Genomic DNA, 23791 nt, shown 5'->3' with positions numbered 1-23791 from the left:
TAATTGTCTTATCGAATAAATACTATTAGCAAACAAGCGATTGAGAATAGAATTACCTCTATTCAACAATCGCTTGTCTTTTAAATTTTCAAAATATCTGGTCTGCACTTTTTCTCAAATATAATTAAAAAAAAATATTTGTGTCCAGACGGTAGCTTTTTAGCCGTAGTTTTTGTTAATCGGGAATATAGCGGATAGCCCGTCCGCCGCGGCGGAGAACGCCCAAATGAAACTTAAAATTCCAAATTTTCTAAATTCCAAATCCCAACTTTAAGCCTTCTGAAAATCATTATCTAATTTTCTAATTGGCAAATTATCTAATTAATTAAATTTTCCTGAAATTAGCTTATCTTTGCCGACTGAAAAAAGAAACAGATGAAGTTTGATTTATTACAAAAAGATCCGCAATCTAAAGCGAGAGCGGGAAGTATTACTACAGATCACGGCGTAATTGAAACGCCTATTTTTATGCCTGTTGGTACAGTTGCTTCGGTAAAAGGGGTGCATCAACGCGAATTGAAAGAAGATATTAACCCGGATATTATTCTTGGAAATACTTACCATTTATATTTACGTCCGCAGACTGAAATTCTTGAAAAAGCAGGCGGATTGCATAAATTCATGAACTGGGATCGTAATATTTTGACAGATTCTGGCGGATACCAAGTGTATTCTCTTTCAAATAATAGAAAAATCAAGGAAGAAGGAGTGAAGTTTAAATCGCATATTGACGGTTCATACCACTTTTTTACTCCGGAGAATGTAATGGAAATTCAGCGTACTATTGGTGCTGATATTATCATGGCTTTTGATGAGTGTACACCTTATCCTTGCGATTACAGATACGCACAACGTTCGATGCACATGACACATCGTTGGTTGGATCGTTGCATCAATCATTTAGATAAAGTTCCTTATAAATATGGGTATGAGCAAACATTTTTTCCGATTGTTCAGGGAAGTACTTATAAAGATTTGCGTCGTCAGTCGGCAGAATATATTGCCAATTCTGGTCAGCAAGGAAATGCAATTGGCGGATTATCAGTAGGAGAGCCTGCGGAAGAAATGTATGCGATGACCGAAGTAGTTTGTGAAATTTTGCCAGAAGATAAACCCCGTTATTTGATGGGAGTTGGAACTCCAATTAATATTTTGGAAAATATTGCGTTAGGAATTGATATGTTCGATTGTGTAATGCCAACACGTAACGCGAGAAACGGAATGTTGTTTACGGCAAATGGAACTATCAATATTAAAAATAAAAAGTGGGAAGCTGATTTTTCTCCGATTGACGAGATGGGTCACACTTTCGTGGATACTGAATATACAAAAGCTTATTTACGTCACTTATTTGCTGCCAACGAATATTTAGGAAAGCAAATTGCCACGATTCATAATCTTGGTTTCTATATGTGGTTGGTTCGTGAAGCCAGAAAACATATCTTAGCAGGAGATTTTAGATCATGGAAAGAAATGATGGTTAAAAATATGAGCCAAAGATTATAAAAAAGTTTCAAGTTTTTTTAGTTTCGGGTTTCAGGTTATGTACAGAACTTGGAACTTGAAACATGAAACAAAAAAAAACAAAAGAAATCTATGTTAACGATAATAGACAAGTATATTTTAAAAAGATATTTAGCCACTTTCTCGGTGATGATCTTATTATTTATTCCGATTGGAATTGTAATTGACGTTTCTGAAAAGGTGAATAAAATGCTGGAGAACAAGATTCCGTTTCTGGATATTGCTTACTATTATTACAACTTTACCATTTATTTTGCGAACTCCCTGTTTCCGATATTTTTGTTTTTATCGGTTATCTGGTTTACTTCAAAACTGGCTAATAATACCGAGATTATTGCGATTTTAAGTTCTGGAATTTCCTTTACACGATTTCTTCGCCCTTATATTATAGGCGCGTCTATTGTTTCGGTTTTTGTGCTTTTAATGGGGTTTTACATTGTTCCCGCAGCAAGCGAAGGCTTTAATAATTTTAGATATACCTATTTAAAAGGAAACGGAAAAGAGTTAATGCGTGGTGAAAACACCAATGTTTACCGACAAATTAATGATAATGATTTTATTTTCGTTAATAGTTTTCAGGAAGAATCTAAAACAGCTTTTAATTTTTCGTTAGAGCATTTTGAAAAAGATAAACTGAAATATAAAATTACGGCAAGCCGAATTAAATGGGATCCGGTTAAGAAAACCTATATTTTATATGACTATACAAAAAGAACTGTTGATGAACTGAATGATGTGATTGAAAAAAGCCCTGAAAAACATATTCCTTTTAAGTTTGAATTAGAAGATCTGACTCCGGTAGTTTATATTGCCGAAACTTTGAGTCTTGGTAAACTGTATAAGTTTATTGATAAGGAAAGAAAAAGAGGTTCAGGAAATATTAATACCTATTTGGTGGTTCTTTATAAAAAATATAGTGTTCCTGTTTCTGCCTTTATTTTAACTATTATTGCTGTTGCTGTTTCGTCTATGAAACGACGCGGTGGAATGGGGACCAATTTAGCTATCGGAATTGCAATTGCTTTCTCTTTTGTGTTTTTTGATAAAATCTTTGGTACACTTGCCGAAAAATCTACTTTCTCACCTTTATTAGCTGTTTGGTTCCCGAATATTGTTTTCGGAATTCTGGCAGTTTACTTATTACGTAATGCGAAACGATAATTTAAAAAGTTATTTAAATCTTCATTTAATTGTTTTTATCTGGGGTTTTACAGCCATTTTGGGCGCCTTAATAACAATTGATGCTGAAAATTTGGTTTGGTTCAGAATGCTCCTTGCCGGAATTTTTCTTGCCGGATTTATAGCATATAAAAAACAATCTTTTGTAATATCGGCTCAGTCTTTTGCTAAATTAATTTTTGTGGGATTGCTAATTGCCATGCATTGGATTTTCTTTTTCAAGGCAATTCATGTTTCTAATGTTTCGATAACACTTTCGATATTTTCATTAGGTGCTTTTTTTGCTTCTTTATTAGAACCTCTTTTTTACGGAAGAAAAATATTATTCTACGAAGTTTTCTTCGGATTAATAATCATTGCAGGTTTAGCTTTGATTATGCAAGTCGAGGTTAAATACCTGCATGGAATGTATTATGCACTGGCATCTATTATTTTAGGAGTTTTGTTTACCTTAATGAACGGAAAATTAATATCAGACCACGAACCTTCAGTTATTACATTTTATGAATTTGGCGCGGGAGTTTTTTTTATTTCTATTTATTTTTTAGTGCAAGGAAAATTTACTGAAGACTTTTTTACAATGTCATTAAACAATTGGATTTTATTGCTCATTTTAGCTTCAGTTTGTACGGCATACGCATTTACTGCTTCTGTAAAAGTAATGCAGAAATTAACGCCTTACACCGTTATGTTAACGACTAATTTAGAGCCTGTTTACGGCATTATGCTGGCTTATTTTATACTTGGAGGAAAGGAGAAAATGAGCACAGAATTTTATATTGGCGCCTTAATAATTGTAATTACAGTTATCTTAAATGGCGTTTTTAAACATTATAAAAATAAGAAAGAAGTGTAATAGTTTACTTATTTTTAAATCACAATTTGATACTTTACTAACAATTAACTGTGCCAATGATATAATATTTTTATATTTGCGGTTCGATTTACAAACAAAATTCAAAAATCCATGGAATATTTAGATTTTGAGCTTCCAATCAAAGAACTTGAAGAGCAGCTGGAAAAGTGTGTTATAATTGGAAAAGAATCTGACGTTGATGTAACACCAACCTGCAAGGAAATCAACAAAAAATTAGAGCAAACTAAGAAAGAAATATACAAAAACCTGACGGCGTGGCAACGTGTTCAGCTTTCAAGACATCCAAACAGACCTTATACTTTAGATTACATCAGAGCAATTTGCGGTGATACTTTCTTAGAACTTCATGGAGACAGAGGTTTTAAAGATGATAAAGCAATGGTTGGCGGATTAGGGAAAGTAAACGGACAATCGTTTATGATCGTGGGTCAGCAAAAAGGTTTTAATACAAAAACACGTCAGTACCGTAATTTTGGTATGGCAAATCCTGAAGGATACCGTAAAGCTTTGCGTTTGATGAAAATGGCAGAGAAATTTGGAATTCCGGTTTTAACTTTAGTAGATACTCCGGGTGCATATCCAGGATTGGAAGCTGAAGAAAGAGGACAAGGAGAAGCTATCGCAAGAAACATTTTTGAGATGGTTCGTTTGCAAGTGCCAATTATTACAATCATTGTTGGTGAAGGTGCTTCTGGTGGAGCTTTAGGAATTGGTGTTGGAGATAAAGTATATATGTTAGAAAATACATGGTATTCTGTAATTTCTCCAGAATCATGTTCATCGATTTTATGGAAAAGCTGGGAGTACAAAGAACGTGCTGCTGATGCTTTGAAATTGACTTCATCTGACATGAAAAGACAAAAATTAGTGGATGATGTTATTCCGGAACCGTTAGGTGGAGCGCACTATGATCGCGAAACTACTTTTAAAACAGTAGCCGAATACATTACCAAAGGATATAACGAATTGAAAGACTTATCAACAGCCGACTTAATTGCCCAAAGAATGGACAAATATAGTAATATGGGCGAGTATAAAGAGTAAATTCTTACAAGATTAATTAAAATCCGAAGCCTTACAGTTTCGGATTTTTTTTTGGTTATGAACAAAAAAATCTTATTTATAAACAATTAATAGTTATAACTCGATAGCAATTTTTTTTTAAAATTTGTTACTTTCGCTATATGGAAAATTTCAAGAACATAAATCCTGTAAAGGTCGATAAAACCACAATTATTAATTTAGAAAAAGGAAAATTACCTCCACAAGTACTTGATTTAGAGGAAGCTGTGCTTGGAGCGATGATGATTGATAAAAAAGGGGTAGATGATGTAATTGATATTTTACAACCCGATGCATTTTATAAAGATGCTCATAAATTTATTTTTGAAGCAATTGTTCAGCTTTTTACAGAAACGCAGCCAATTGACTTGTTAACTGTTTCTGCTCAGCTAAAAAAGAACGGAAAATTAGACTTAGCAGGAGGGGATTTTTACTTAATTCAGCTCACGCAAAAAATTGCGTCTTCGGCGCATATCGAATTTCACTCTCGTATCATTCTTCAAAAATTTATTCAAAGAAGTTTGATTCGAATTTCTTCTGAAATTATCGAAGCGTCTTATGATGAAACAACAGATGTATTTGATTTGTTAGATCAGGCCGAATCAAAATTATACGAAGTAACACAAGGAAATATAAAGCGTAGTTCTGAAACAGCTCAGAGCTTAGTACTTCAGGCAAAAAAACGTATTGAAGAAATTGCCAAACAAGAAGGTTTGAGTGGTGTTGAAACCGGTTTCACTAATTTAGATAAACTTACTTCCGGATGGCAACCAAGTGATTTAATTATTATTGCGGCCAGACCAGCGATGGGAAAAACTGCCTTTGTACTTTCAATGGCTAGAAATATGGCTATTGATTTTGGACATCCAGTTGCATTGTTCTCTCTCGAGATGGCTTCAGTACAATTAATTACGAGATTAATATCATCAGAAACAGGATTGTCTTCAGAGAAATTACGTACTGGTAAATTAGAACCCCATGAATGGGAAATGTTGAGTACTAAGGTGAAAAACTTAGAAAAAGCGCCGCTGTATATTGATGATACACCATCACTTTCTATTTTTGATTTAAGAGCAAAATGTCGTCGTTTGGTTTCGCAACACGGTATCAAAATCGTGATTGTTGATTATTTGCAATTGATGACTGCCGGAGGAAATAGTAAAGGAGGAGGAAATCGTGAGCAGGAGATCTCGACAATTTCCAGAAACTTAAAAGCACTGGCAAAAGAGTTAAATGTTCCGGTAATTGCACTTTCGCAGTTATCGCGTGCGGTTGAAACACGTGGTTCAAGTAAGCGTCCGTTGCTATCGGATCTTCGTGAATCCGGAGCAATTGAACAGGATGCGGATATCGTTTCGTTTTTATACCGACCAGAATATTACAAAATTGATGAATGGGATGATGATGAGGCTTCGCCAACAGCTGGTCAGGCAGAAATTATGATTGCCAAACACCGTAATGGTGGTATCGAAAATGTTCGATTGAAATTTTTGGGTCACCTTGGAAAATTTGATAACCTTGATGATTTTTCTGGTAGTTATGATGATTTGCCTTCTAAAATGAATCATGATGATAATCCGTTTATCACTAAAAATCTGCCTTCCGCCAATGAAGCTTTTGGAAGCAATCTGAATGATGACGATGATGATAGTGATGTTCCTTTTTAATAAAATTTAAAAGCCTTTTTGTAAGGCTTTTTTTTATGAACAATTGTTAAAATGTTAACAAAAAATCAGTAGTTTAGCGCGGCAGTTGTTAAAAATCAATTGCACAATGTAAAACATAACCAAAAACAAATTAAATTATGTCAAAAGAATTACAAAATTTTGGAAGCGTTGAAATTCCTGTCACTGAAGCAAAGGTTTGGGCAGAGAAATATCGTCGAGCTCCTGGTTCAGATGAAGATGAGAAGAATAAAATTACAGGTTATCTTATTCCGTTAGAAACTTTAAAAGCAGTATTAGGAAATCCAATTGATGCTGTTCGGGCATATAAAGGAATTAATAATGCTGGTGAGCAAGTTTTATTTTTTGTCGGAACAAAATTAGATGAAAAGGGTATTTACAGAGATGTTTTCTTTCCTGCAAATGAAATTGAAAACGAGGGAGATGTTGTTTATGATGCTACTCGCCCATGTCCACCTAATGGAGATCCTGATAGTCCTTTTTAATTGAACTAAATGTTATATCTTTTTTTCACCTATTTTGGTTATTTAGTTTTAATAATCAATTTCATATTATATACAAAAGGCTTTTTCAAATTTGGAAAAGCCTTTAAAATATATACTTTTTATCTTTTTCTATTAGTAATTATTCAATTAACAATGGAGGTTTTAACTTCGTTTAGTATTAATAATCTCTATTTGATTCATCTTTATTTCATTGGTCAGTTTGTTTTATTAGGTCTTTTTTACAAGACACTTTTGCAAAATGACTTTCAAAAAAAAATAATAACATTTTCTCTGTTTTTTGGTTTATTGCTATTAGTAATCCAATATGTATTAGAGCCTGGTTTGTTTTTTAAATTTAATTTATTTGAGATAGTATTAACCTCTTTACTTGTTGTTGTTTTTGCATTACTTTATTTATACAAAATGCTTACAGACAGTAAAAGGTACTATTATATTACGGTGGGAATTATCATTTATTTATTAGCAAGTACGGTTTTATTTTTGGTTGGCAATCTTACGATTGGTTTGAGTAAGGAAGTAAGATTAATAAGTTGGAATTTAAATGCATTTTTTGTTGCAGTCAACCAATTATTTATTTTATATGAGTGGAAAGTAAGTTTTCAAAAGAAAAATTTTGTTGAATGATAGTAATGAATATTTTAAAGAATATATTTGAGATCTCAAACAGAAAATAAATAAATACCTGACGATGAATGGTAATTCAATTCCTGATAAAGAAATTGTTGCAATAATTTTATATACATCATGTTTTTTCATGATTCTTGCTGTCTTTTTAATTGTGTTTTTCTATTTCTCCAGAAAGAAAATCATTCAAAAAGAATTAGAGAAAAGAGACTTAATATTACAATATCAAAAAGAACAGCTGCATGCTGTAATCATCGCACAAGAAGAAGAACGCAAAAGAATTGCACAAGATCTTCATGATGATATTAGTTCTAAACTCAATATCGTTTCTTTAAATACACATTTGTTATCAGCACCAAATTTAACAGAAGCAGAAACTAATGAAATCACTGAGAATATCATTAGTTTAACTACCAAAGCATTAGAGAATTCAAGAAAGATCGCTCACAATTTATTACCACCTGTATTTGAAAAATTTGGACTTAATGCTGGTGTTGAAGAATTATGCGTGGAATTTGAAAGTAGTAAAGCGGTAAAAGTGTATTATAAAAATGAAATTGATTTTGATGATAACGACATCGATCGTCATTTACATATTTTTAGAATTTTACAGGAATTAATGAATAATTCATTGCGACACGGAAAAGCTACTGAAATTTGGATTTCTTTTAAAAATATTGAATCCATTGATACTTGCAATTATGAAGATAACGGTGTCGGTTTTGATAGTAAAAATGCCGAAAATAAAAAAGGTTTAGGTATGAAAAACATTGATAGTCGCGTTTCTTTTTTGAATGGAAATATTAAAATAAACTCTCAAATTAACAAAGGTATTTCTGTGATTTTTACTTTTTAAGTTAATATTTAAAAATAAATCAGCTTTTTAAGCATTATATCGAAATAATTCAACTGTTTTCTAATGCATATTTTGTAATTTCGACAAACCAAATGACCAAAAACAGAATTAATAATGTGTGCAGATATTAAAATTGCCTTAGTTGATGACGAAGTTTTATTTCGAAAAGGGATTGCTTTTTTATTGCAAAGAGAAGATAATATCGAAATTATTTTTGAGGCCTCAAACGGAGAAGAGCTTCTTTTGAATTTAGAAGAGTATGAAATTAAACCTGATATTATTATCATGGATTTAAAAATGCCTGTTTTAAATGGCGTTGAGGCAACAAAAATCATTCGAAAATCTTTCCCCGATATTAAAATAATTGCCTTAACCAGTTATGATACGAAATCGTTTATTGCAAATATGATTCAGGTGGGAGCGGTTGCATATCTTATTAAAAATACAACTCCTAAAGATTTGATCCATACTATTAATGAAGTAATGATTAAAGGATTTTATTATAATGAAAATGTACTAAAAACGATTCAGGAAACAATTATCTCGTCGAAGAACTCAAAAGGAAATTTAGAGACTAGTTTTCTTTCACCTCGTGAAATAGAAATACTGCAGCTTATTTGTCAGCAAAAAACAACTTCTGAAATTGCAGATCATCTTTTTTTAAGTCCCAGAACTGTAGAAGGGCATCGCAATAATTTATTACTTAAAACAGAATCAAGAAATATTGCAGGTCTTGTCGTGTATGCTATTCAGAACGAAATTGCTTCTTTAACAATTTAAAACTAACTGGTCAAAAATTGAATTGATAATACATAGTACAAAATTATAGTAATTACAAGTACACAGATACCTATTTTTTGTAAAAGATTGAGCCCTTTCGGCTGATTATTACTTCCATTAAACTTCATGTACTGGCTTTTATCGGTTAATACTTCAATGATTTGAGAGATCAAATGTAAACAGAATTTCGTTTTGTGACATAAGTGTTTTTACCTGTTTTTACATTGAAAAACACTAAAACAAATGATCATTTCTTTATTAAATATTTCTCCTTTAAAAACACTTAAGCCTATTGTGTTTTTTAATGCTTCCTTTATATCTTTACTAAAATAATTTTCTAATGAAGAGTTTAATCTATATTTTCATTCTGTTGCTTTCTTTTACGTCAAAAGCTTCATTCATTTTACTTCCAATGGACGAAACGACGCAACAAAATCATCTGAAAGCATACGGGATTACATATTGGTGCTTAAGTAAAGATTATAAAGCAAGTTGGCTACTCAATTATCGGGGAGGCTCATTTTTATTGCCAGATGTAGAAGAGATTCGTAAAGAATGCCAAATCCGTGGTGTTAGTTTTGAAATACTTTCAGATAGTGAAGAAGCTTCTATTTTAAATGAAATTTCAAGCCCTTCTCAAAACATGGAATCTGTAATTCTTGAGAAAGCGCCCAAAATTGCCGTGTATACTCCGAAGGGTAAACAACCTTGGGATGATGCTGTAACTCTTGTGCTGACTTATGCCGAAATTCCTTTTACGCCAATTTATGATGAAGAAGTTTTAAGTGATCAGTTATTACTTTATGATTGGTTACACTTACATCATGAAGATTTTACCGGGCAATATGGAAAATTTTATGCTGCTTATAAAAATACACCATGGTATATTGACCAGAAAAAAGATGCAGAAGCATTGGCAACAAAATTAGGTTATACTAAAGTTTCTCAGGAAAAAGGTGCTGTTGCAAAAAAAATTAGGGATTTTGTTATTGGCGGAGGATTCATGTTTGCAATGTGCTCTGCTACTGATAGTTTTGATATTGCACTTGCAGCTGATGGGGTAGATATTTGCGAAGCAATGTTTGATGGTGATGCCAGCGACTCCAATTATCAGGCAAAATTGAATTATGGAAATTCGTTTGCTTTTAAAGATTTTACGCTAGAAAGAAGACCCGAACAATATGAGTTTTCAGACATTGATATGACGTTAAAACGCAAAATTCCTGTTGAAAAGGATTATTTTTCGCTAATGGAGTTTTCTGCAAAATGGGATCCAATTCCGAGTATGTTGTGTCAGAACCATACACAATTAGTAAAGGGATTTATGGGACAAACAACATCATTTGATTCTGCATTTGTAAAATCCAATGTATTAATAATGGGGAGCTGCGAACTCAATGGCGAAGCCAGATATATTCACGGTGAAAAAGGGAAGGGAATGTTTACCTTTTTTGGAGGACATGATCCTGAAGATTTTCAGCATCAGGTTGGAGATCCGCCAACAGTTTTAGATTTACATCCAAATTCTCCAGGATACCGATTAATTTTAAATAATGTTTTATTTCCTGCGGCAAAGAAGAAAAAACTTAAAACTTAGTTTATTTTAAAGAAAACTCAAACCAAATTGGTATGTGATCTGATATTTTTCGGGCCTCTTGTAAAGAATTAAAAGTCTTATAGAAAGGAATAATGCCTGAATCTTTATAGTCTAGAGAATTTGTCTTGTAAAAAATATTATCAAACTCTGATGACAAGCAATTGTTATTTTTGCATTTATGTTTTAATGACGTTTTTTGATTTTGTAAAATAGCAGTATACCCTGTTTTTTTTAATGGATTAAAAACGGAATGAGATTGAGGACAATTAAAATCTCCTATAAAAACTAAATTCAAACCGGGATATTCAAAAGGTAGAAATTTAAAGTATTTAATTTCTGTTTCTGGCTGTTTGTTTTTTGTAATGGCATGAAAGTTAACTAAAGTAATTGTTTTTTGGTCAATTTCGAAAGTAGCGAAAAAAGGTTCGCGATCAATTTCTAAATGATATTTTTTTTCAAGCCACGGATTACCTTTTAATTTTATCTTTTTGACTTTCCAAATAAAAGCATAACGTTCCTTTTTATAACTATTACCACTAGTTGGATTACTAACTATATAATCCCATTTTGAGCCTTTTTCATTCAATATTTTATTTAGTTCTGCTATAGCCTGTGCACCACCGTAACCTGCAACAACCTCTTGTATTGCAATTATGTCGTAATTAAGAATAGTGTTGGCGATAAAATTTAATTCATCACTAGATTTTGATTTTCCAAAATTTTCTAAATTCCAGGAGAGGATTTTAGTTTGTGAAAAAGAGAAGATGCTAAAAAGTAGGAGAACAAAACTTAAGATGTTTTTCATGCAGAATTTAAAAATCAAATATAAGTAAATTAAAAATGGCTCATATTTTAATTACTCTAATTTTTACATGTTGTTTAAAGTTAAAATCTATTTGAGAGAATGCTTTTTCTGTTGTGTAGTTTTAAAATTTTCTTTGATGATTCCTTTGGGAATCATTATTTCAGTTTTGGAGTTATACCAATGCAATATTAGAATAATGCATAATAATATAATTAAAAGGTATTTTTTCATATCTAATGAATTTTAAGATTGAAAAATAACTTTTAATGTTTTTTATATCTGTTCTTTAAGGCCGTAGAAATAATAATGATTTGCAAAACAAGAAGTGCCGGAATAAAAATAATTTTCCAGTCAACTTCAAGCCAACCCGATTTTTCAGAGACGAAAGCAAAACTTACTGAAAGAAAGATACATAGTAGCATAGTTTTCATAATGATTTTGTTTTTGGTTGTATTAATTTTTGAGATAAAATTAATTTGGAATTTAGGTTTCATTGGTTGGTTAATAGATTTAAACAAATTTATAAGGATAAAAAAACATTTCCTTACGGGAAACCGTAACGCAATTAAATTTATACTAAGCCAAAATCTTTAGCAATAGCAATTAAGTGTACATTATTATTCGCTTTAAAGTATATTTTTAATTTATTGATTCTTTTTTCGATGCTACTTGTTCCATTAGGAGTAATCGAAGAAGATTTAAATTCGCTTGAAATACTTTCTAAGATATATCCCTGCGCTAATAATTTTAGAATTGAAATATCATAGGATTCAATTTCAATCAAAGCTTTATCGTTAAAACTAAACGATAAGTCAGACGATAGAATTTTTTCTTCTCCTCTATAAGTAGCTTCAACAGCTTTTCTTAATTCATTAATACTGTTTCGTCCTTTTGAAACATAAGCATTTATTCCTAAATCATTAAAAAGCGTTTTAATTCGGTATGATTTATCTTCAATTGAAAATACAATCTTTTTTAGTGAAGGTTGTACGTCATTAATTGCCTTAATAAGATCTTCACCGTCAGAAAGTTCTGTTTTTCGATGATCTGATTTGAATGACAAATCACTAATTAATAAATCATAAGGCTCGTTGTCATTGAGTCCTTTCTTTATCTTTAATAAACCATCATCGCAATATTTTACATGATGTATGGTTGGTATTTTTAAGTCTTCAAGTACTTGTATAACAGCTATACTTATACTATCTAAATCTTCGGCTACTAAAACTTTTTTAAACATATTTATATTTTATAAAGGAAAAGTGAAACTTATTTTAAAACTCTTTTCTGAATTATTGCCAAAAATAATAGTTCCATTTATAGTTTTAATACGGCTTTCCACATTTTGGAGCCCATTTTTTAAAATTAAGGTGTTATTTTTGATTCCTACCCCGTTATCAATATAAATAACCTGTAAATTTTTATTCTTTATATTGAATGAAATGCTTGCCACAGTTGCTTCACTGTGTTTTTTCATGTTAACAAATAACTCTTGTAAAACCCTGTAAAGAATTATTTTTTTATTTTTTTCTATTTCATTCCAGTGAATAGCATCAAAACCATTTATTAATATGTTAATTCCCGGAGATTGGTACCCCGAAATCATTTCTTTTACTGCGAGAGGAAAACTCTTATCTGTAGAAATATTGCTATTTTCTTTTGAAATATTTCTGGTTCTGAAATAAATAGTATCTAAGTTGTTTAATAATATTTCTTTATTATTCTCCTTTTCGAGATCTTTAGTTTCTGCAAAGGCTATTGTTTGATAAACATCATTAGCCAGTTCATCATGTAATTTTTTGGATATTCGTATTTCACTGCTGAAAATAGCGTCATTTTTTTCTTTTTTACCTTTGGAAGTTAGATGAAAATACAGGAATAAAATGAGTCCTAAAGCAAAAGCTATTATTACATATGAGATAATAATCCTGTTCTTCTGCCTTTCCAATTGTAAATTACTTTCTATTTTTATAGCTTTAAGCTGTAAGTTTTCGGCCCTGTCTTTATTAAAGTTATATTTAATGTTAGAGAATTGGTTTTTTATTTTGTTGTTGGCAAGATTTAAACTATCAACAAGATGAATGTATTTTATTAAGTACTTTTTTAAATCAGTTCCCTCGCTGTTTTCAACCAATAATGCTAAACTGCGAACTCTTTCCATATTATTATTTGTCTCCAAAGCATAATCGTAAGCCTTTTTAGCATATTCCTTTGCCAGGGCCCGATTGCTTTTTTGAAAAAATACAGAAAGATGTTTATATGAAGTTGATAATCCATCACTATTTTGGGGCTGTAAACGTATTTTTAACCCTTCGTAATAGGAATCTAATGCCTTTTTAGGTTCATTAAGTTTATAGTAGCAGTATCCCAAATTGTCAATTATGTAAGCGTGGTCATTATTATTTGCTGCATTATAACTCGAAATGTTTTTTTGAGAGGCTAATATATTAAGCAGTACTGCTGCTTCTTTATATTTATATTGTTCCATGTAAACAGCGACTAAGTTATTTATGGCTAGACTTTTTCTCCAGACACTCGTATTTAAATGAATTGCTTTTTTGAAATAGAAAATAGCATTCTTGTTATCAAAACTCTGCGTATAATTTATGCCGAGTAAATTATATACGATCCAGGAATATCGAGGATTATTTATGTTCTTTAGATAGGGGAGTGCTTCAGTTGCACTTGCCTCACTAGCAATATAATTAGATTGTTTTTGATAGATTTCTGCTATACATGACAATGCATAGACATAATCTGTGGTATTTGTTTTTGGGTCGCATAAAGACTTGACTTTATTGTAAGTATATATTGCGCTATCTTTTTTATCAGTTTCAAAATAGATATCAGCAATATCTGTAAGCCTTTTTATTTCTTCAGTATGATCTGGTTTGGGTTTTACTATTGTTTTCCTTTGACAAAAGTGTACAAACAATATGGCTATTAATAATAATAATGTAATTATTAATAACAGATATCTGAGAAGCGTCTTTTTTGAAAAAGAATAAAGACGTTTTTTCATTACAATGGAAATTTAATAAAAACCTTAAAACCTTTTTCAGGTGCAGTATCAATATCAATTTCTCCTTTTATGCTAAGGATGCGGCTTTCGACATTATGTAAGCCATTTTTAAAAATTATATTATGTACATCAATACATATTGATGTACATAATATNACGTTTTTTCATTACAATGGAAATTTAATAAAAACCTTAAAACCTTTTTCAGGTGCAGTATCAATATCAATTTCTCCTTTTATGCTAAGGATGCGGCTTTCGACATTATGTAAGCCATTTTTAAAAATTATATTATGTACATCAATACCTTTTCCATTGTCGGTATAGTTTATAATAACGCTTTTATCTGTTTTTTTGAAATTAATCATGTAAGCCATTTTTAAAAATTATATTATGTACATCAATACCTTTTCCATTGTCGGTATAGTTTATAATAACGCTTTTATCTGTTTTTTTGAAATTAATCCCGACCAAAGTAGCGTTACTGTGCTTTTTCATGTTTACAAGCAATTCTTGTAAAACTCTATAAACTGTAATTTTTTTATTTTTTTCGATTTCATTCCACGGAATAGATTCTATATCATTTAATAAAAGATTAGTATTAGAAGTGTTAAAGCGAGAAATCATTTCTTTTAAATAAAAAGTATATTTTTCAGAAGTAATTATAGGACTGTTTTCCTTTGAAATATCCCGTGCTCTTAAATATATAGCATCTAAATTAGTTAGTAACTGTTCTTTATTTTCAGATAGTGAAAGATTTTTGTTCTCGGCAAAAGCCATAGTGTGATAGATATCATTGGCAAGTTCGTCATGTAGTTTCTTTGCGATTCTTATTTCGCTTTTATAGGTAGCCTCAATTTTTTCTCTATTTCCTCTTGAAGTTAGATAGAAATATAGTATTACAATCAAACTTAAACTTAAAGCAATTAGAATATACGAAATAATATTTTGATTTTTTTGCCTTTCTAGTTGTAACTCGTTTTCGACTTTTTCGGCTGTGAGTTGTAAGTTTTCTTCTTTCTCTTTGTTGAAATGATATTTTATATTGGTAAACTCATTCTTTGTCATTTGGTTCGCCTTGTTAAAACTGTCAATCAGATGTATGTAGATTAGTGAATATTTTTTCAATTCGTTAGCTTGACTACTTTTAATTAATTCAGATAGAGAACTAATTTTGTGCGGAAAATTATTAAACTCTAAAGCCTTTTGATATCCTAATTTAGCATATTTTTTTGCTAATTGAGGATTTTTTTTTTGATAAACGGTTGATAAATGAATATATCCAAGAGAGATTAAATGATCTTCTTTTATATGCAATCTTATCTTTAGACTTTTCTTATAACAATCTAAGGACTTTTCATAGTTTTTTAGTTTATAGTAGCATAAACCTAAATTGTCCAATAAAGTTGCTTGTTGAGGATCGTTTATAAGTAGATCATATTCTGAAATCTGTTTGTGCTTGGTTAATAAAATCAACAAATCTATTGCCTCTTTGTACTTGTACTGTTCCATATAAGTTATAGCTATGTTGCCTAAAACATATGATTTTCTCCAGAGAGTTGTTTTTAGGTGCAATGTTTTTTTAAAATATATCAGGGCATTATGATAGTCGGAACGATAAAAATAATTAAGGCCTTGCATATTATACACAAACCAGGCATATCTTGTTTTTTTTATTTTATGTAAATAAGGCAAAGTTTTAGTTAGAAGACTTTCACTAATTATATAATTACCAAATGATTGTTGAATTTCTCCCATACAAGATAAGGCATACACATAATCAACATAGTTTGTTTTTGGATCACATAATTGTTGAATCGTATTAAAATATATGTAAGCACTGTCTAGTTTATTTGTATCATAAAAAGTATCGGCTTTATCTGTAAGCCTTTTTATTTCTTCTGTATGATCTGGTTTTTGTTTTACTACTGTTTTCCTTTGACAAAAGTGTACAAACAATACAGCTATTAATAATAATGTCATTATTAATAACAGATATCTTAGAAGCGTCTTTTTTGAAAAAGAATAAAAACGTTTTTTCATTACAATGGAAATTTAATAAAAACCTTAAAACCTTTTTCAGGTGCAGTATCAATATCAATTTCTCCTTTTATGCTAAGGATGCGGCTTTATGTAAGCCATTTTTAAAAATTATATTATGTACATCAATACCTTTTCCATTGTCGGTATAGTTTATAATAACGCTTTTATCTGTTTTTTTGAAATTAATTCCGACCAAAGTAGCGTTACTGTGCTTTTTCATGTTTACAAGCAATTCTTGTAAAACTCTATAAACTGTAATTTTTTTATTTTTTTCGATTTCACTCCATGGAATAGTTTCTATGTCATTTAATAAAAGAGTAGTATTCGAAGTATTAAAGCGGGAAATCATTTCTTTTAAATAAAAAGTATATTTTTCAGAAGTAATTATAGGGCTATTTTCCTTTGAAATATCCCGTGTTCTTAAATATATAGTATCTAAATTAGTTAGTAACTGTTCTTTGTTTTCAGATAGTGAAAGATTTTTGTTCTCGGCAAAAGCCATAGTGTGATAGATATCATTGGCAAGTTCGTCATGTAGCTTCTTTGCGATTCTTGTTTCGCTTTTATAGGTAGCCTCAATTTTTTCTCTATTTCCTCTTGAAGTTAAATAGAAATATAAAACTACAATCAAACTTAAACTTAAAGCAATTAGAGTATACGAAATAATATTTTGATTTTTTTGCCTTTCTAGTTGTAACTCGTTTTCAGCTTTATAGGTTTTTAATTTTAAATTTTCGTCTTTTTCTTTTTTAGTGTCATACTTAATTTTTGCAAACTGATTTTTTGCTTTTTGTCTTACTTCTGTAATGCTGTCGTTTAAATGAATATATAAGAGAGAGTATTTTTTTAATTCATTATCATTACTATGATTTATTAATGATTTTAAAGAAGACATTCTGCCATCTATTTGATTTGTTCCGGTATATTTTTCATAACTAAGAAGCATATATTTTTTAGCTAGGGTTAAATTATTTTCCAGATGTAGTTGCGCCAAATTATGATAGCTTAAACCAAGGCCGATATTATCATTAATTTCGGTTCTTATTTTTAAAGCTTTGTTTAGATAGGAGAGAGCTTTTTTATCTTTTATTTTTAAATAGCAAAAACCTATATTGTCAAGTGCTCTTGCATAGTCTTCATCAAATTTTTTTATGCCATCCGTTTTTAGTAAATTCTCAAAAATAAGTATGGCTTCTGTATATTTTTGTTGTTGGATATAAGTACAAGCTATATTGTTTTGGGCAGCTGCCTTTCTCCAATTTGTAGTTTTTAAGTTTAGGGCTTTATTGAAATAGTTTAATGCTGCTTTATAATCGTATGTATTTAAAAAATTGATTCCTAATATAACATAAGTGTTCCATGCATGTTTAGGATTTTTTATATATTTTAAATAAGGAATTGCTTCTGTAGCTGTAGATTCGCTTCCGGAATAATCACCTCTATTTTGTTGAATATCTGCCATTCGATCTAATGTACTGACAAAATTTTCCGAATCAGTCATCGGATTACAAATTGATTTTACTTCATTGTAGTAATAAAATGCACTATCAAAGTTTTTTTCATCATAAAGCTTGTCGGCAATAGCGATTAACTTCACGACTTGTGCCTTAGTGCTTTTTGGTGCTACAATAGCAGTTTGTTTCTTTTTTTGACAAGAAAAAAAGACAAGAAGTAGTATTGTAATGTAAAAAATTATTTCGGGCTTTTTTGTAGTCATGAGCCAAAAATAGAAAATTTTAATTCTTGCGTACGCGTATAAATACGGTATTTTAAATTATTGCAAAAATGATAATTTTTTTAATCTCATTTACAAGTACATACAAACAAGCCCTCTGGTGTGAGGGCTTGTATTTGCTTGAATGTTGTAAAATTTATCTTTATAAAATTATGAAGCTCTCATTCCTGTGGCAACACCAATTCGATTCCATGCATTTATGGTAATAATCATCATAATGATTTCTGCAAGGTATTTTTCGTCAAATAATCGAGCCGCATTTTGATAAACTTCTTCTGAAACATGATTACTAATCATAGTTACTTGTTCAGTTAAAGCTAAAATAGCTTTTTCTTCTTCAGTGTATACATCAGCCTCACGCCAGGCACTTAATAAATAGATGCGTTGTTCAGATACGCCATATTTTCTGGCATCAGCTGTATGCATATTAATACAATAGGCACAACCATTAATTTGTGAGGCACGAATTTTAATTAATTCTTTATGTACAGGTGTTAATGAAGTAGTAGAAATGTATTTTTCTAAATTCATCATGGCTTGATAAGCTTGTGGGGCAACTGTTGGGATAACGATTCTTGGTGTCATTTTGTGTGTTTTTAAAGTTTGATACAAAGTTCAGGGATATCTCTTTAAAAAAACTTGAACTACTTCAAGAAATTAGAATCATACTTTTCCCGCCCTGATCTTACTCATAAACTCAGCCGAGAAATCTAAATAAGAGGCAATCATATATTGGGGAACTCGTTGTACGAATTCCGGGAAAAGATTGTTGAAATGATTATATCGTTCTTCTGCCGACATAGTAAATAAGAATTTAATCCGCATTTGCATGGCACCAAAAGATTTCTCAGAAATGATTCTAAAGTAACGCTCCAGCTTCGGAATTTGAATTAACAGAGCTTCCAGCGTCGGTTTTTCTATTGCAATGACTTCTGAGTTCTCCACAGCCTGAATGTAGAAGTGAGAAGGTGTGTGGTTGTGATAACTTAACAAATCAGTAATCCACCAGTTCTCGATGCCAAATTGAAGTGTTTGTTCACTTCCCTTCGCATTTATGATATATTGCCTTATACAGCCTTTAACAACAAAATACATGGTAGTGCAAACCTGTCCTTCCTTTAAAAGATGTTCTTTCTTTTTTATTTTAGAAAGCTGCAAACATGATTCTAAAGTGTCAATTTCCGATGGCTCCAGAGTGATGAATTTTTCGATATGTCGACAAAGTGCTTCGTGCATATGATTGTTGATTTAGACAAATGTACCTTTAAAATTTAATTTTTAAAAAAAACAGAAACTGTTTCAAAACAAAAAACCACTCGCAATGCGAATGGTTTTTCTATGATAAGTAAGTAATCTAAATTGAGTTTATAAAACGTTTATTTTACTTTATTAAGTATTGCTTTGAAAGCTTCAGGGTGGTTCATAGCTAAATCAGCAAGAACTTTACGGTTCAATTCGATTCCGTTAGCTTTAACTTTACCCATGAATTGAGAATAAGACATTCCTTCCAATCTAGCTCCAGCGTTGATACGTTGAATCCATAATGCACGGAAATTTCTTTTGTTTTGTTTTCTATCGCGGTAAGCGTAGCACATTGCTTTCTCTACTGCATTCTTAGCAACTGTCCAAACGTTTTTACGTCTACCAAAGAAACCTTTGGCTTGCTTCATTATTTTTTTTCTTCTTGCTCTTTTAGCAACTGAATTTACCGATCTTGGCATAATTTTAATGTGTTTTTGTAGCAGGCGTCCTGAATTGAATCAAAGGAACTTAAAAGCCATACTCCAAGGTTATATAAATAATTTTTTAACCTAAAGAATTATTAGATAATTCTTAATTGTTGTTTAATGCTTTTCATATCTGTAGAGTGAACTAGCGCTGAGTGAGTCAAAGCTAATTTACGTTTTTTAGATTTTTTAGTCAAGATGTGACTTTTAAAAGCATGCTTTCTTTTAATCTTTCCAGAACCAGTAACTTTAAAACGTTTCTTGGCGCTAGATTTTGTTTTCATTTTAGGCATTTTTCCTAGTGTTTTAATTTATTCTTACTTACTTATATTTTCAAAAGCTTTAGGCTTTAGGCTTTAAGCTTTAGGCAAAGTTTAAATAACTGATTGCTTAAAGCTTAAAGCTTATTGCTTATAGCAAATAATTATTTTTTCTTCTTCGGAGCAATGAACATAATCATTCTCTTTCCTTCCAAAACTGGCATAGCTTCCACTTTACCATGTTCTTCTAAATCCGTAGCCAAACGTAGTAATAAAATCTGCCCTTGATCTTTGTAGATGATAGAACGTCCTTTAAAGAATACGAATGCTTTTAATTTAGCACCTTCTTTAAGGAACTTTTCAGCATTCTTTCTTTTAAATTCGTAATCATGCTCATCTGTCTGAGGTCCAAAACGAATCTCTTTTACTACAACTTGCGTAGACTTAGCTTTTAAAACCTTATCACGTTTCTTTTGTTCGTAAACAAATTTCTTGTAATCCATGATTTTACAAACCGGCGGCTCAGCGTTTGGCGAAATCTCAACCAAGTCTAATTCGAATTGATCTGCTAAACGTAAAGCTTCAGCAAGCTTAAATACACCTGGTTCGATGTTCTCGCCTACTAATCTTACTTCTTGTACACCACGAATATTGTTGTTTATTCTGTGTGCATCTTTTTTTTCTACTCGAGGTTGATAACCTCTGTTGCTTCTTATTGCTATGACTTTATAATTTAAGTTAAACTGTAAAAACTTTTAATGTCTTTTTTATTTCTTCGTCTACAATTGCGACAAATTCCTCAATTGTAACTGTAATATTCCCTTTTCCTTCTTGACCATGACGACGAATAGAAATAGTTCCGTTTTTCTCTTCCTCCTCACCCACAATCAGCATAAATGGTATTTTTTGCATTTCTGCATCTCTAATTTTCTTGCCAATTGTCTCACTTCTGTTGTCAATTAGGGCGCGAATTTCGTGATTTTCTAGCAAATCTAAAACTTTTTTAGCATAAATTTCGTATTTCTCGCTCAAAGACAATATAATAGCCTGTTCAGGCATTAGCCAAAGTGGGAAATTTCCTGCGGTGTGTTCTAGTAAAATAGCGATAAATCGTTCCATCGATCCAAAAGGAGCTCTGTGAATCATTACAGGGCGATGTAATTCATTATCAGCACCTTTGTATGTTAATTCAAAACGTTCCGGCAAGTTGTAATCAACCTGAATTGTTCCTAATTGCCATTGTCTTCCTAAAGCATCTTTTACCATGAAATCAAGCTTCGGGCCATAAAAAGCTGCCTCGCCATATTCTACGACAGTATTCAATCCTTTGTCGGCAGCAGCGTTGATAATCGCGTTTTCAGCTTTCTCCCAATTTTCATCAGAACCAATGTATTTCTCTCTGTTTTCTTGATCTCTTAACGAAATTTGAGCAGTAAAGTTTTCAAAACCTAACGAACCGAATACATAAAGTACAAGATCAATTACTTTTTTGAATTCTTCATCCAATTGCTCCGGAGTACAAAAAATATGCGCATCATCCTGAGTAAATCCTCTTACACGAGTTAAGCCGTGCAATTCACCAGATTGCTCATATCTGTATACAGTACCAAATTCAGCATAACGCTTTGGTAAATCCTTGTATGACCAAGGTCTTACATTATAGATTTCGCAGTGATGAGGACAGTTCATAGGTTTCAATAAAAACTCTTCACCTTCAGCTGGAGTATTGATTGGCTGAAAACTATCCGCACCATATTTAGCATAGTGACCAGAAGTTACATAAAGTTCTTTCTGACCAATATGTGGAGTAACGACTTGCTCGTATCCTGCTTTCTTTTGAGCTTTCTTTAAAAATTGCTCTAAACGATCTCTAAGTGCCGCGCCTTTTGGTAACCATAAAGGTAAACCAGCGCCAACTTTTTGAGAGAAAGCAAACAATTCCAGTTCCTTGCCTAATTTACGGTGATCGCGACGTTTTGCTTCTTCAAGAAGTTCAAGATACTCCGTCAAATCTTTTTGTTTAGGAAAAGATGTTCCGTAAACACGAGTTAATTGTTTATTCTTCTCATCACCTCTCCAGTAAGCACCAGCAACGCTCATGATTTTAAAAGCTTTGATGATACCTGTATTCGGAATATGTCCACCTCTACATAAATCTGTAAAAGTAGCATGATCACAAAAAGTAATAGTTCCGTCTTCAAGATTTGAAATTAATTCAGTCTTGTAAACGTTATCTTTATACATTTCTAAAGCGTCAGCTTTACTAACCGGACGCATTTTGAACTCATGCTTTTCTCTTGAAATCTCAAGAACACGATCTTCGATTTTTTTAAAGTCAGCTTCAACGATTTTCTGATCTTCAAAATCCACGTCATAATAGAATCCATTTGAGATTGCAGGCCCAAGAGTTAATTTAATCCCAGGATACAATTCCTCTAAGGCTTGCGCCATTACGTGCGAAGTCGAATGCCAAAAAGCTTTTTTGCCTTCTGCATCATTCCAAGTATATAAAATAAGACTACCGTCGGTCGTCAATGGAGTTTCGGTTTCTATTGTTGTACCATTAAAAGATGCCGAAATCACATTTCTTGCAAATCCTTCACTAATGCTTTTAGCAACCTCCATCGGAGTTACGCCTGAAGCAAACTCTCTAATCGACCCATCGGGTAAAGTAATCTTAATCATTGTTTATAATTTTGTGAATGCAAATATAGCGCATTACTAAAATACATACAATATATATATGCATGTTTATACTATATATATGTATGGAATGAATGTTATTCTAAAATTGACGCTTTTTTATACATATATATAAGGAGGGAGATTGTACTTTAATATATATTACCGAATATATATGAGAGGCTGAGAGAAGCCGAAGCTCATTGCAATTGGAATTTGGAATTTAAAGATTTGGAATTTATTTTTTAATCAGGAGCTATTTCCCGCTGTCCTTCCAATCTTTTGTGCCGAACCCCGGCACAAAAGGATTTTCCCTCCCATCGGGGCTAGGGGAGTTGTTTTTATAAGAAGCGCTCCTTATATATAGTATAAGAAAAAAGCAGAAAAGAGCTTTTGTATCTTAATGCCTTCATGGCAAAACACCAAAAGACAGTTGAAACCATTAAAATCGATATAAAAAGGGCGGAGGGTAATGTTGTGAAGTTCTCATTAAAGAGGATGCAACGATGTGAAGTCCGTAAAAGCGGCACATTTGAGAACCTGAGAATTAAGATAAACATAAATACTACAGAAAATTCTTAAAAACAGTAAAAAAGATCAATCTGTAAGTTTACTGTTATCAGAGTGTTAAGAAAAACTTATAAAAAAGATGCAAAATAGTTCAGAAAAAAGCTTGCAGAACTCAATAAAGGTGCTACTTTTGCACCCGCAAGAGCGACAGACGTTCACTGAAATACTGACAGGCATTAAGAATCAAACGAAAAATTTTTTTTTCAAAAAAGATTCCAAAAAGCTTGTGAGATTTGAAAACGGATGTTACATTTGCACCC

Annotated in this window: 23 protein-coding genes; 10 read left to right on the top strand and 13 right to left on the bottom strand. The window is 31.5% G+C overall.

Going from position 1 to position 23791, the window contains the following annotated elements:
* The first annotated feature begins 375 nt into the window (after positions 1–375).
* From tgt to ASC72_RS11885, 10 genes are all read left to right on the top strand, one after another.
* Entirely contained in the window at positions 376–1506 is a 1131-nt protein-coding gene (gene tgt / locus ASC72_RS11930; protein WP_056190990.1) for a tRNA guanosine(34) transglycosylase Tgt, read from the top strand.
* 90 nt (positions 1507–1596) lie between these two features.
* On the top strand, positions 1597–2685 hold the full coding sequence (locus ASC72_RS11925; RefSeq protein ID WP_056190989.1) for an LptF/LptG family permease: 1089 nt from the start codon (positions 1597–1599) through the stop codon (positions 2683–2685).
* Positions 2672–3559, top strand: a complete 888-nt coding sequence (locus tag ASC72_RS11920) for a DMT family transporter (protein WP_056190987.1) — start codon at positions 2672–2674, stop codon at positions 3557–3559. The genes ASC72_RS11925 and ASC72_RS11920 overlap by 14 nt, the downstream gene beginning before the upstream one ends.
* 111 nt (positions 3560–3670) lie before the next feature.
* Entirely contained in the window at positions 3671–4624 is a 954-nt protein-coding gene (locus ASC72_RS11915) for an acetyl-CoA carboxylase carboxyltransferase subunit alpha (protein WP_056190985.1), read from the top strand.
* 140 nt (positions 4625–4764) lie between these two features.
* On the top strand, positions 4765–6309 hold the full coding sequence (dnaB, locus tag ASC72_RS11910; RefSeq protein WP_026984039.1) for a replicative DNA helicase: 1545 nt from the start codon (positions 4765–4767) through the stop codon (positions 6307–6309).
* 137 nt (positions 6310–6446) lie between these two features.
* Entirely contained in the window at positions 6447–6812 is a 366-nt protein-coding gene (locus tag ASC72_RS11905) for a hypothetical protein (protein ID WP_056190983.1), read from the top strand.
* A gap of 192 nt (positions 6813–7004) precedes the next feature.
* Entirely contained in the window at positions 7005–7457 is a 453-nt protein-coding gene (locus tag ASC72_RS11900) for a hypothetical protein (protein ID WP_241775689.1), read from the top strand.
* Positions 7458–7521: 64 nt separating this feature from the next.
* Positions 7522–8313: a sensor histidine kinase gene (locus ASC72_RS11895; RefSeq protein WP_056190981.1), complete on the top strand. Its 792-nt coding sequence runs from the start codon at positions 7522–7524 to the stop codon at positions 8311–8313.
* Positions 8314–8427: 114 nt separating this feature from the next.
* Positions 8428–9093 carry a response regulator transcription factor gene (locus tag ASC72_RS11890; RefSeq protein ID WP_056190980.1) on the top strand — a complete coding sequence of 222 codons (666 nt, stop codon included), beginning with the start codon at positions 8428–8430 and terminating at the stop codon, positions 9091–9093.
* 340 nt (positions 9094–9433) lie between these two features.
* Entirely contained in the window at positions 9434–10690 is a 1257-nt protein-coding gene (locus ASC72_RS11885) for a hypothetical protein (protein ID WP_056190977.1), read from the top strand.
* A 1-nt stretch (position 10691) separates the two neighbouring features.
* Here ASC72_RS11885 and ASC72_RS11880 read toward each other — a convergent pair whose 3' ends face one another.
* The 13 genes from ASC72_RS11880 to thrS all read right to left on the bottom strand — a co-directional run bounded on the left by ASC72_RS11880 (position 10692) and on the right by thrS (position 22964).
* A complete protein-coding gene (locus ASC72_RS11880; RefSeq protein WP_056190975.1) occupies positions 10692–11495 on the bottom strand; it encodes an endonuclease/exonuclease/phosphatase family protein in 804 nt (267 codons plus the stop codon).
* Positions 11496–11758: 263 nt separating this feature from the next.
* On the bottom strand, positions 11759–11926 hold the full coding sequence (locus tag ASC72_RS24095; protein ID WP_157849277.1) for a hypothetical protein: 168 nt from the start codon (positions 11924–11926) through the stop codon (positions 11759–11761).
* A gap of 140 nt (positions 11927–12066) precedes the next feature.
* A complete protein-coding gene (locus tag ASC72_RS11870; RefSeq protein WP_056190971.1) occupies positions 12067–12735 on the bottom strand; it encodes a response regulator transcription factor in 669 nt (222 codons plus the stop codon).
* Positions 12736–12744: 9 nt separating this feature from the next.
* A complete protein-coding gene (locus ASC72_RS11865; protein WP_056190969.1) occupies positions 12745–14517 on the bottom strand; it encodes a tetratricopeptide repeat-containing sensor histidine kinase in 1773 nt (590 codons plus the stop codon).
* Positions 14518–14684: 167 nt separating this feature from the next.
* On the bottom strand, positions 14685–14882 hold the full coding sequence (locus tag ASC72_RS11860; RefSeq protein WP_056190965.1) for an ATP-binding protein: 198 nt from the start codon (positions 14880–14882) through the stop codon (positions 14685–14687).
* A complete protein-coding gene (locus ASC72_RS11855) occupies positions 14875–16557 on the bottom strand; it encodes a tetratricopeptide repeat-containing sensor histidine kinase (RefSeq protein ID WP_056190963.1) in 1683 nt (560 codons plus the stop codon). Before ASC72_RS11855 ends, ASC72_RS11860 begins: the two co-directional genes overlap by 8 nt.
* A 67-nt stretch (positions 16558–16624) precedes the next feature.
* Complete coding sequence (locus ASC72_RS11850) at positions 16625–18274, bottom strand: tetratricopeptide repeat protein (protein WP_241775688.1); 1650 nt, start codon at positions 18272–18274, stop codon at positions 16625–16627.
* A 168-nt stretch (positions 18275–18442) separates the two neighbouring features.
* Entirely contained in the window at positions 18443–18877 is a 435-nt protein-coding gene (locus tag ASC72_RS11845) for a carboxymuconolactone decarboxylase family protein (RefSeq protein ID WP_056190961.1), read from the bottom strand.
* Positions 18878–18955: 78 nt separating this feature from the next.
* On the bottom strand, positions 18956–19528 hold the full coding sequence (locus ASC72_RS11840; RefSeq protein ID WP_056190959.1) for a Crp/Fnr family transcriptional regulator: 573 nt from the start codon (positions 19526–19528) through the stop codon (positions 18956–18958).
* A gap of 140 nt (positions 19529–19668) precedes the next feature.
* The gene (gene rplT, locus ASC72_RS11835; RefSeq protein WP_007810721.1) at positions 19669–20013 is read right to left on the bottom strand and encodes a 50S ribosomal protein L20; all 345 of its coding nucleotides are present in this window, start codon (positions 20011–20013) and stop codon (positions 19669–19671) included.
* A gap of 101 nt (positions 20014–20114) precedes the next feature.
* Positions 20115–20312, bottom strand: coding sequence for a 50S ribosomal protein L35 (rpmI, locus tag ASC72_RS11830; RefSeq protein WP_007810722.1), 198 nt, complete (start codon positions 20310–20312; stop codon positions 20115–20117).
* Between the two features lie 131 nt (positions 20313–20443).
* Complete coding sequence (gene infC / locus ASC72_RS23655; RefSeq protein WP_072974136.1) at positions 20444–20995, bottom strand: translation initiation factor IF-3; 552 nt, start codon at positions 20993–20995, stop codon at positions 20444–20446.
* 22 nt (positions 20996–21017) lie between these two features.
* Positions 21018–22964: a threonine--tRNA ligase gene (gene thrS / locus ASC72_RS11820; protein ID WP_056190956.1), complete on the bottom strand. Its 1947-nt coding sequence runs from the start codon at positions 22962–22964 to the stop codon at positions 21018–21020.
* Positions 22965–23791: the final 827 nt, after the last annotated feature.

Source organism: Flavobacterium sp. Root420, assembly GCF_001427905.1.
Lineage (GTDB): Bacteria > Bacteroidota > Bacteroidia > Flavobacteriales > Flavobacteriaceae > Flavobacterium.
Note: the sequence above shows the minus strand (reverse complement) of the source record. Positions and strands in the feature narration are given on the sequence as shown.

Bases quoted from the DNA above. Each gene is read 5' to 3' on its own strand.
- tgt (WP_056190990.1), top strand. From the start codon at position 376: ATGAAGTTTGATTTATTACAAAAAGATCCGCAATCTAAAGCGAGAGCG.
- ASC72_RS11925 (WP_056190989.1), top strand. From the start codon at position 1,597: ATGTTAACGATAATAGACAAGTATATTTTAAAAAGATATTTAGCCACT.
- ASC72_RS11920 (WP_056190987.1), top strand. From the start codon at position 2,672: ATGCGAAACGATAATTTAAAAAGTTATTTAAATCTTCATTTAATTGTT.
- ASC72_RS11915 (WP_056190985.1), top strand. From the start codon at position 3,671: ATGGAATATTTAGATTTTGAGCTTCCAATCAAAGAACTTGAAGAGCAG.
- dnaB (WP_026984039.1), top strand. From the start codon at position 4,765: ATGGAAAATTTCAAGAACATAAATCCTGTAAAGGTCGATAAAACCACA.
- ASC72_RS11905 (WP_056190983.1), top strand. From the start codon at position 6,447: ATGTCAAAAGAATTACAAAATTTTGGAAGCGTTGAAATTCCTGTCACT.
- ASC72_RS11895 (WP_056190981.1), top strand. From the start codon at position 7,522: ATGAATGGTAATTCAATTCCTGATAAAGAAATTGTTGCAATAATTTTA.
- ASC72_RS11890 (WP_056190980.1), top strand. From the start codon at position 8,428: ATGTGTGCAGATATTAAAATTGCCTTAGTTGATGACGAAGTTTTATTT.
- ASC72_RS11885 (WP_056190977.1), top strand. From the start codon at position 9,434: ATGAAGAGTTTAATCTATATTTTCATTCTGTTGCTTTCTTTTACGTCA.
- ASC72_RS11880 (WP_056190975.1), bottom strand. From the start codon at position 11,495: ATGAAAAACATCTTAAGTTTTGTTCTCCTACTTTTTAGCATCTTCTCT.
- ASC72_RS24095 (WP_157849277.1), bottom strand. From the start codon at position 11,926: ATGAAAACTATGCTACTATGTATCTTTCTTTCAGTAAGTTTTGCTTTC.
- ASC72_RS11870 (WP_056190971.1), bottom strand. From the start codon at position 12,735: ATGTTTAAAAAAGTTTTAGTAGCCGAAGATTTAGATAGTATAAGTATA.
- ASC72_RS11865 (WP_056190969.1), bottom strand. From the start codon at position 14,517: ATGAAAAAACGTCTTTATTCTTTTTCAAAAAAGACGCTTCTCAGATAT.
- ASC72_RS11860 (WP_056190965.1), bottom strand. From the start codon at position 14,882: ATGATTAATTTCAAAAAAACAGATAAAAGCGTTATTATAAACTATACC.
- ASC72_RS11855 (WP_056190963.1), bottom strand. From the start codon at position 16,557: ATGAAAAAACGTTTTTATTCTTTTTCAAAAAAGACGCTTCTAAGATAT.
- ASC72_RS11850 (WP_241775688.1), bottom strand. From the start codon at position 18,274: ATGACTACAAAAAAGCCCGAAATAATTTTTTACATTACAATACTACTT.
- ASC72_RS11845 (WP_056190961.1), bottom strand. From the start codon at position 18,877: ATGACACCAAGAATCGTTATCCCAACAGTTGCCCCACAAGCTTATCAA.
- ASC72_RS11840 (WP_056190959.1), bottom strand. From the start codon at position 19,528: ATGCACGAAGCACTTTGTCGACATATCGAAAAATTCATCACTCTGGAG.
- rplT (WP_007810721.1), bottom strand. From the start codon at position 20,013: ATGCCAAGATCGGTAAATTCAGTTGCTAAAAGAGCAAGAAGAAAAAAA.
- rpmI (WP_007810722.1), bottom strand. From the start codon at position 20,312: ATGCCTAAAATGAAAACAAAATCTAGCGCCAAGAAACGTTTTAAAGTT.
- thrS (WP_056190956.1), bottom strand. From the start codon at position 22,964: ATGATTAAGATTACTTTACCCGATGGGTCGATTAGAGAGTTTGCTTCA.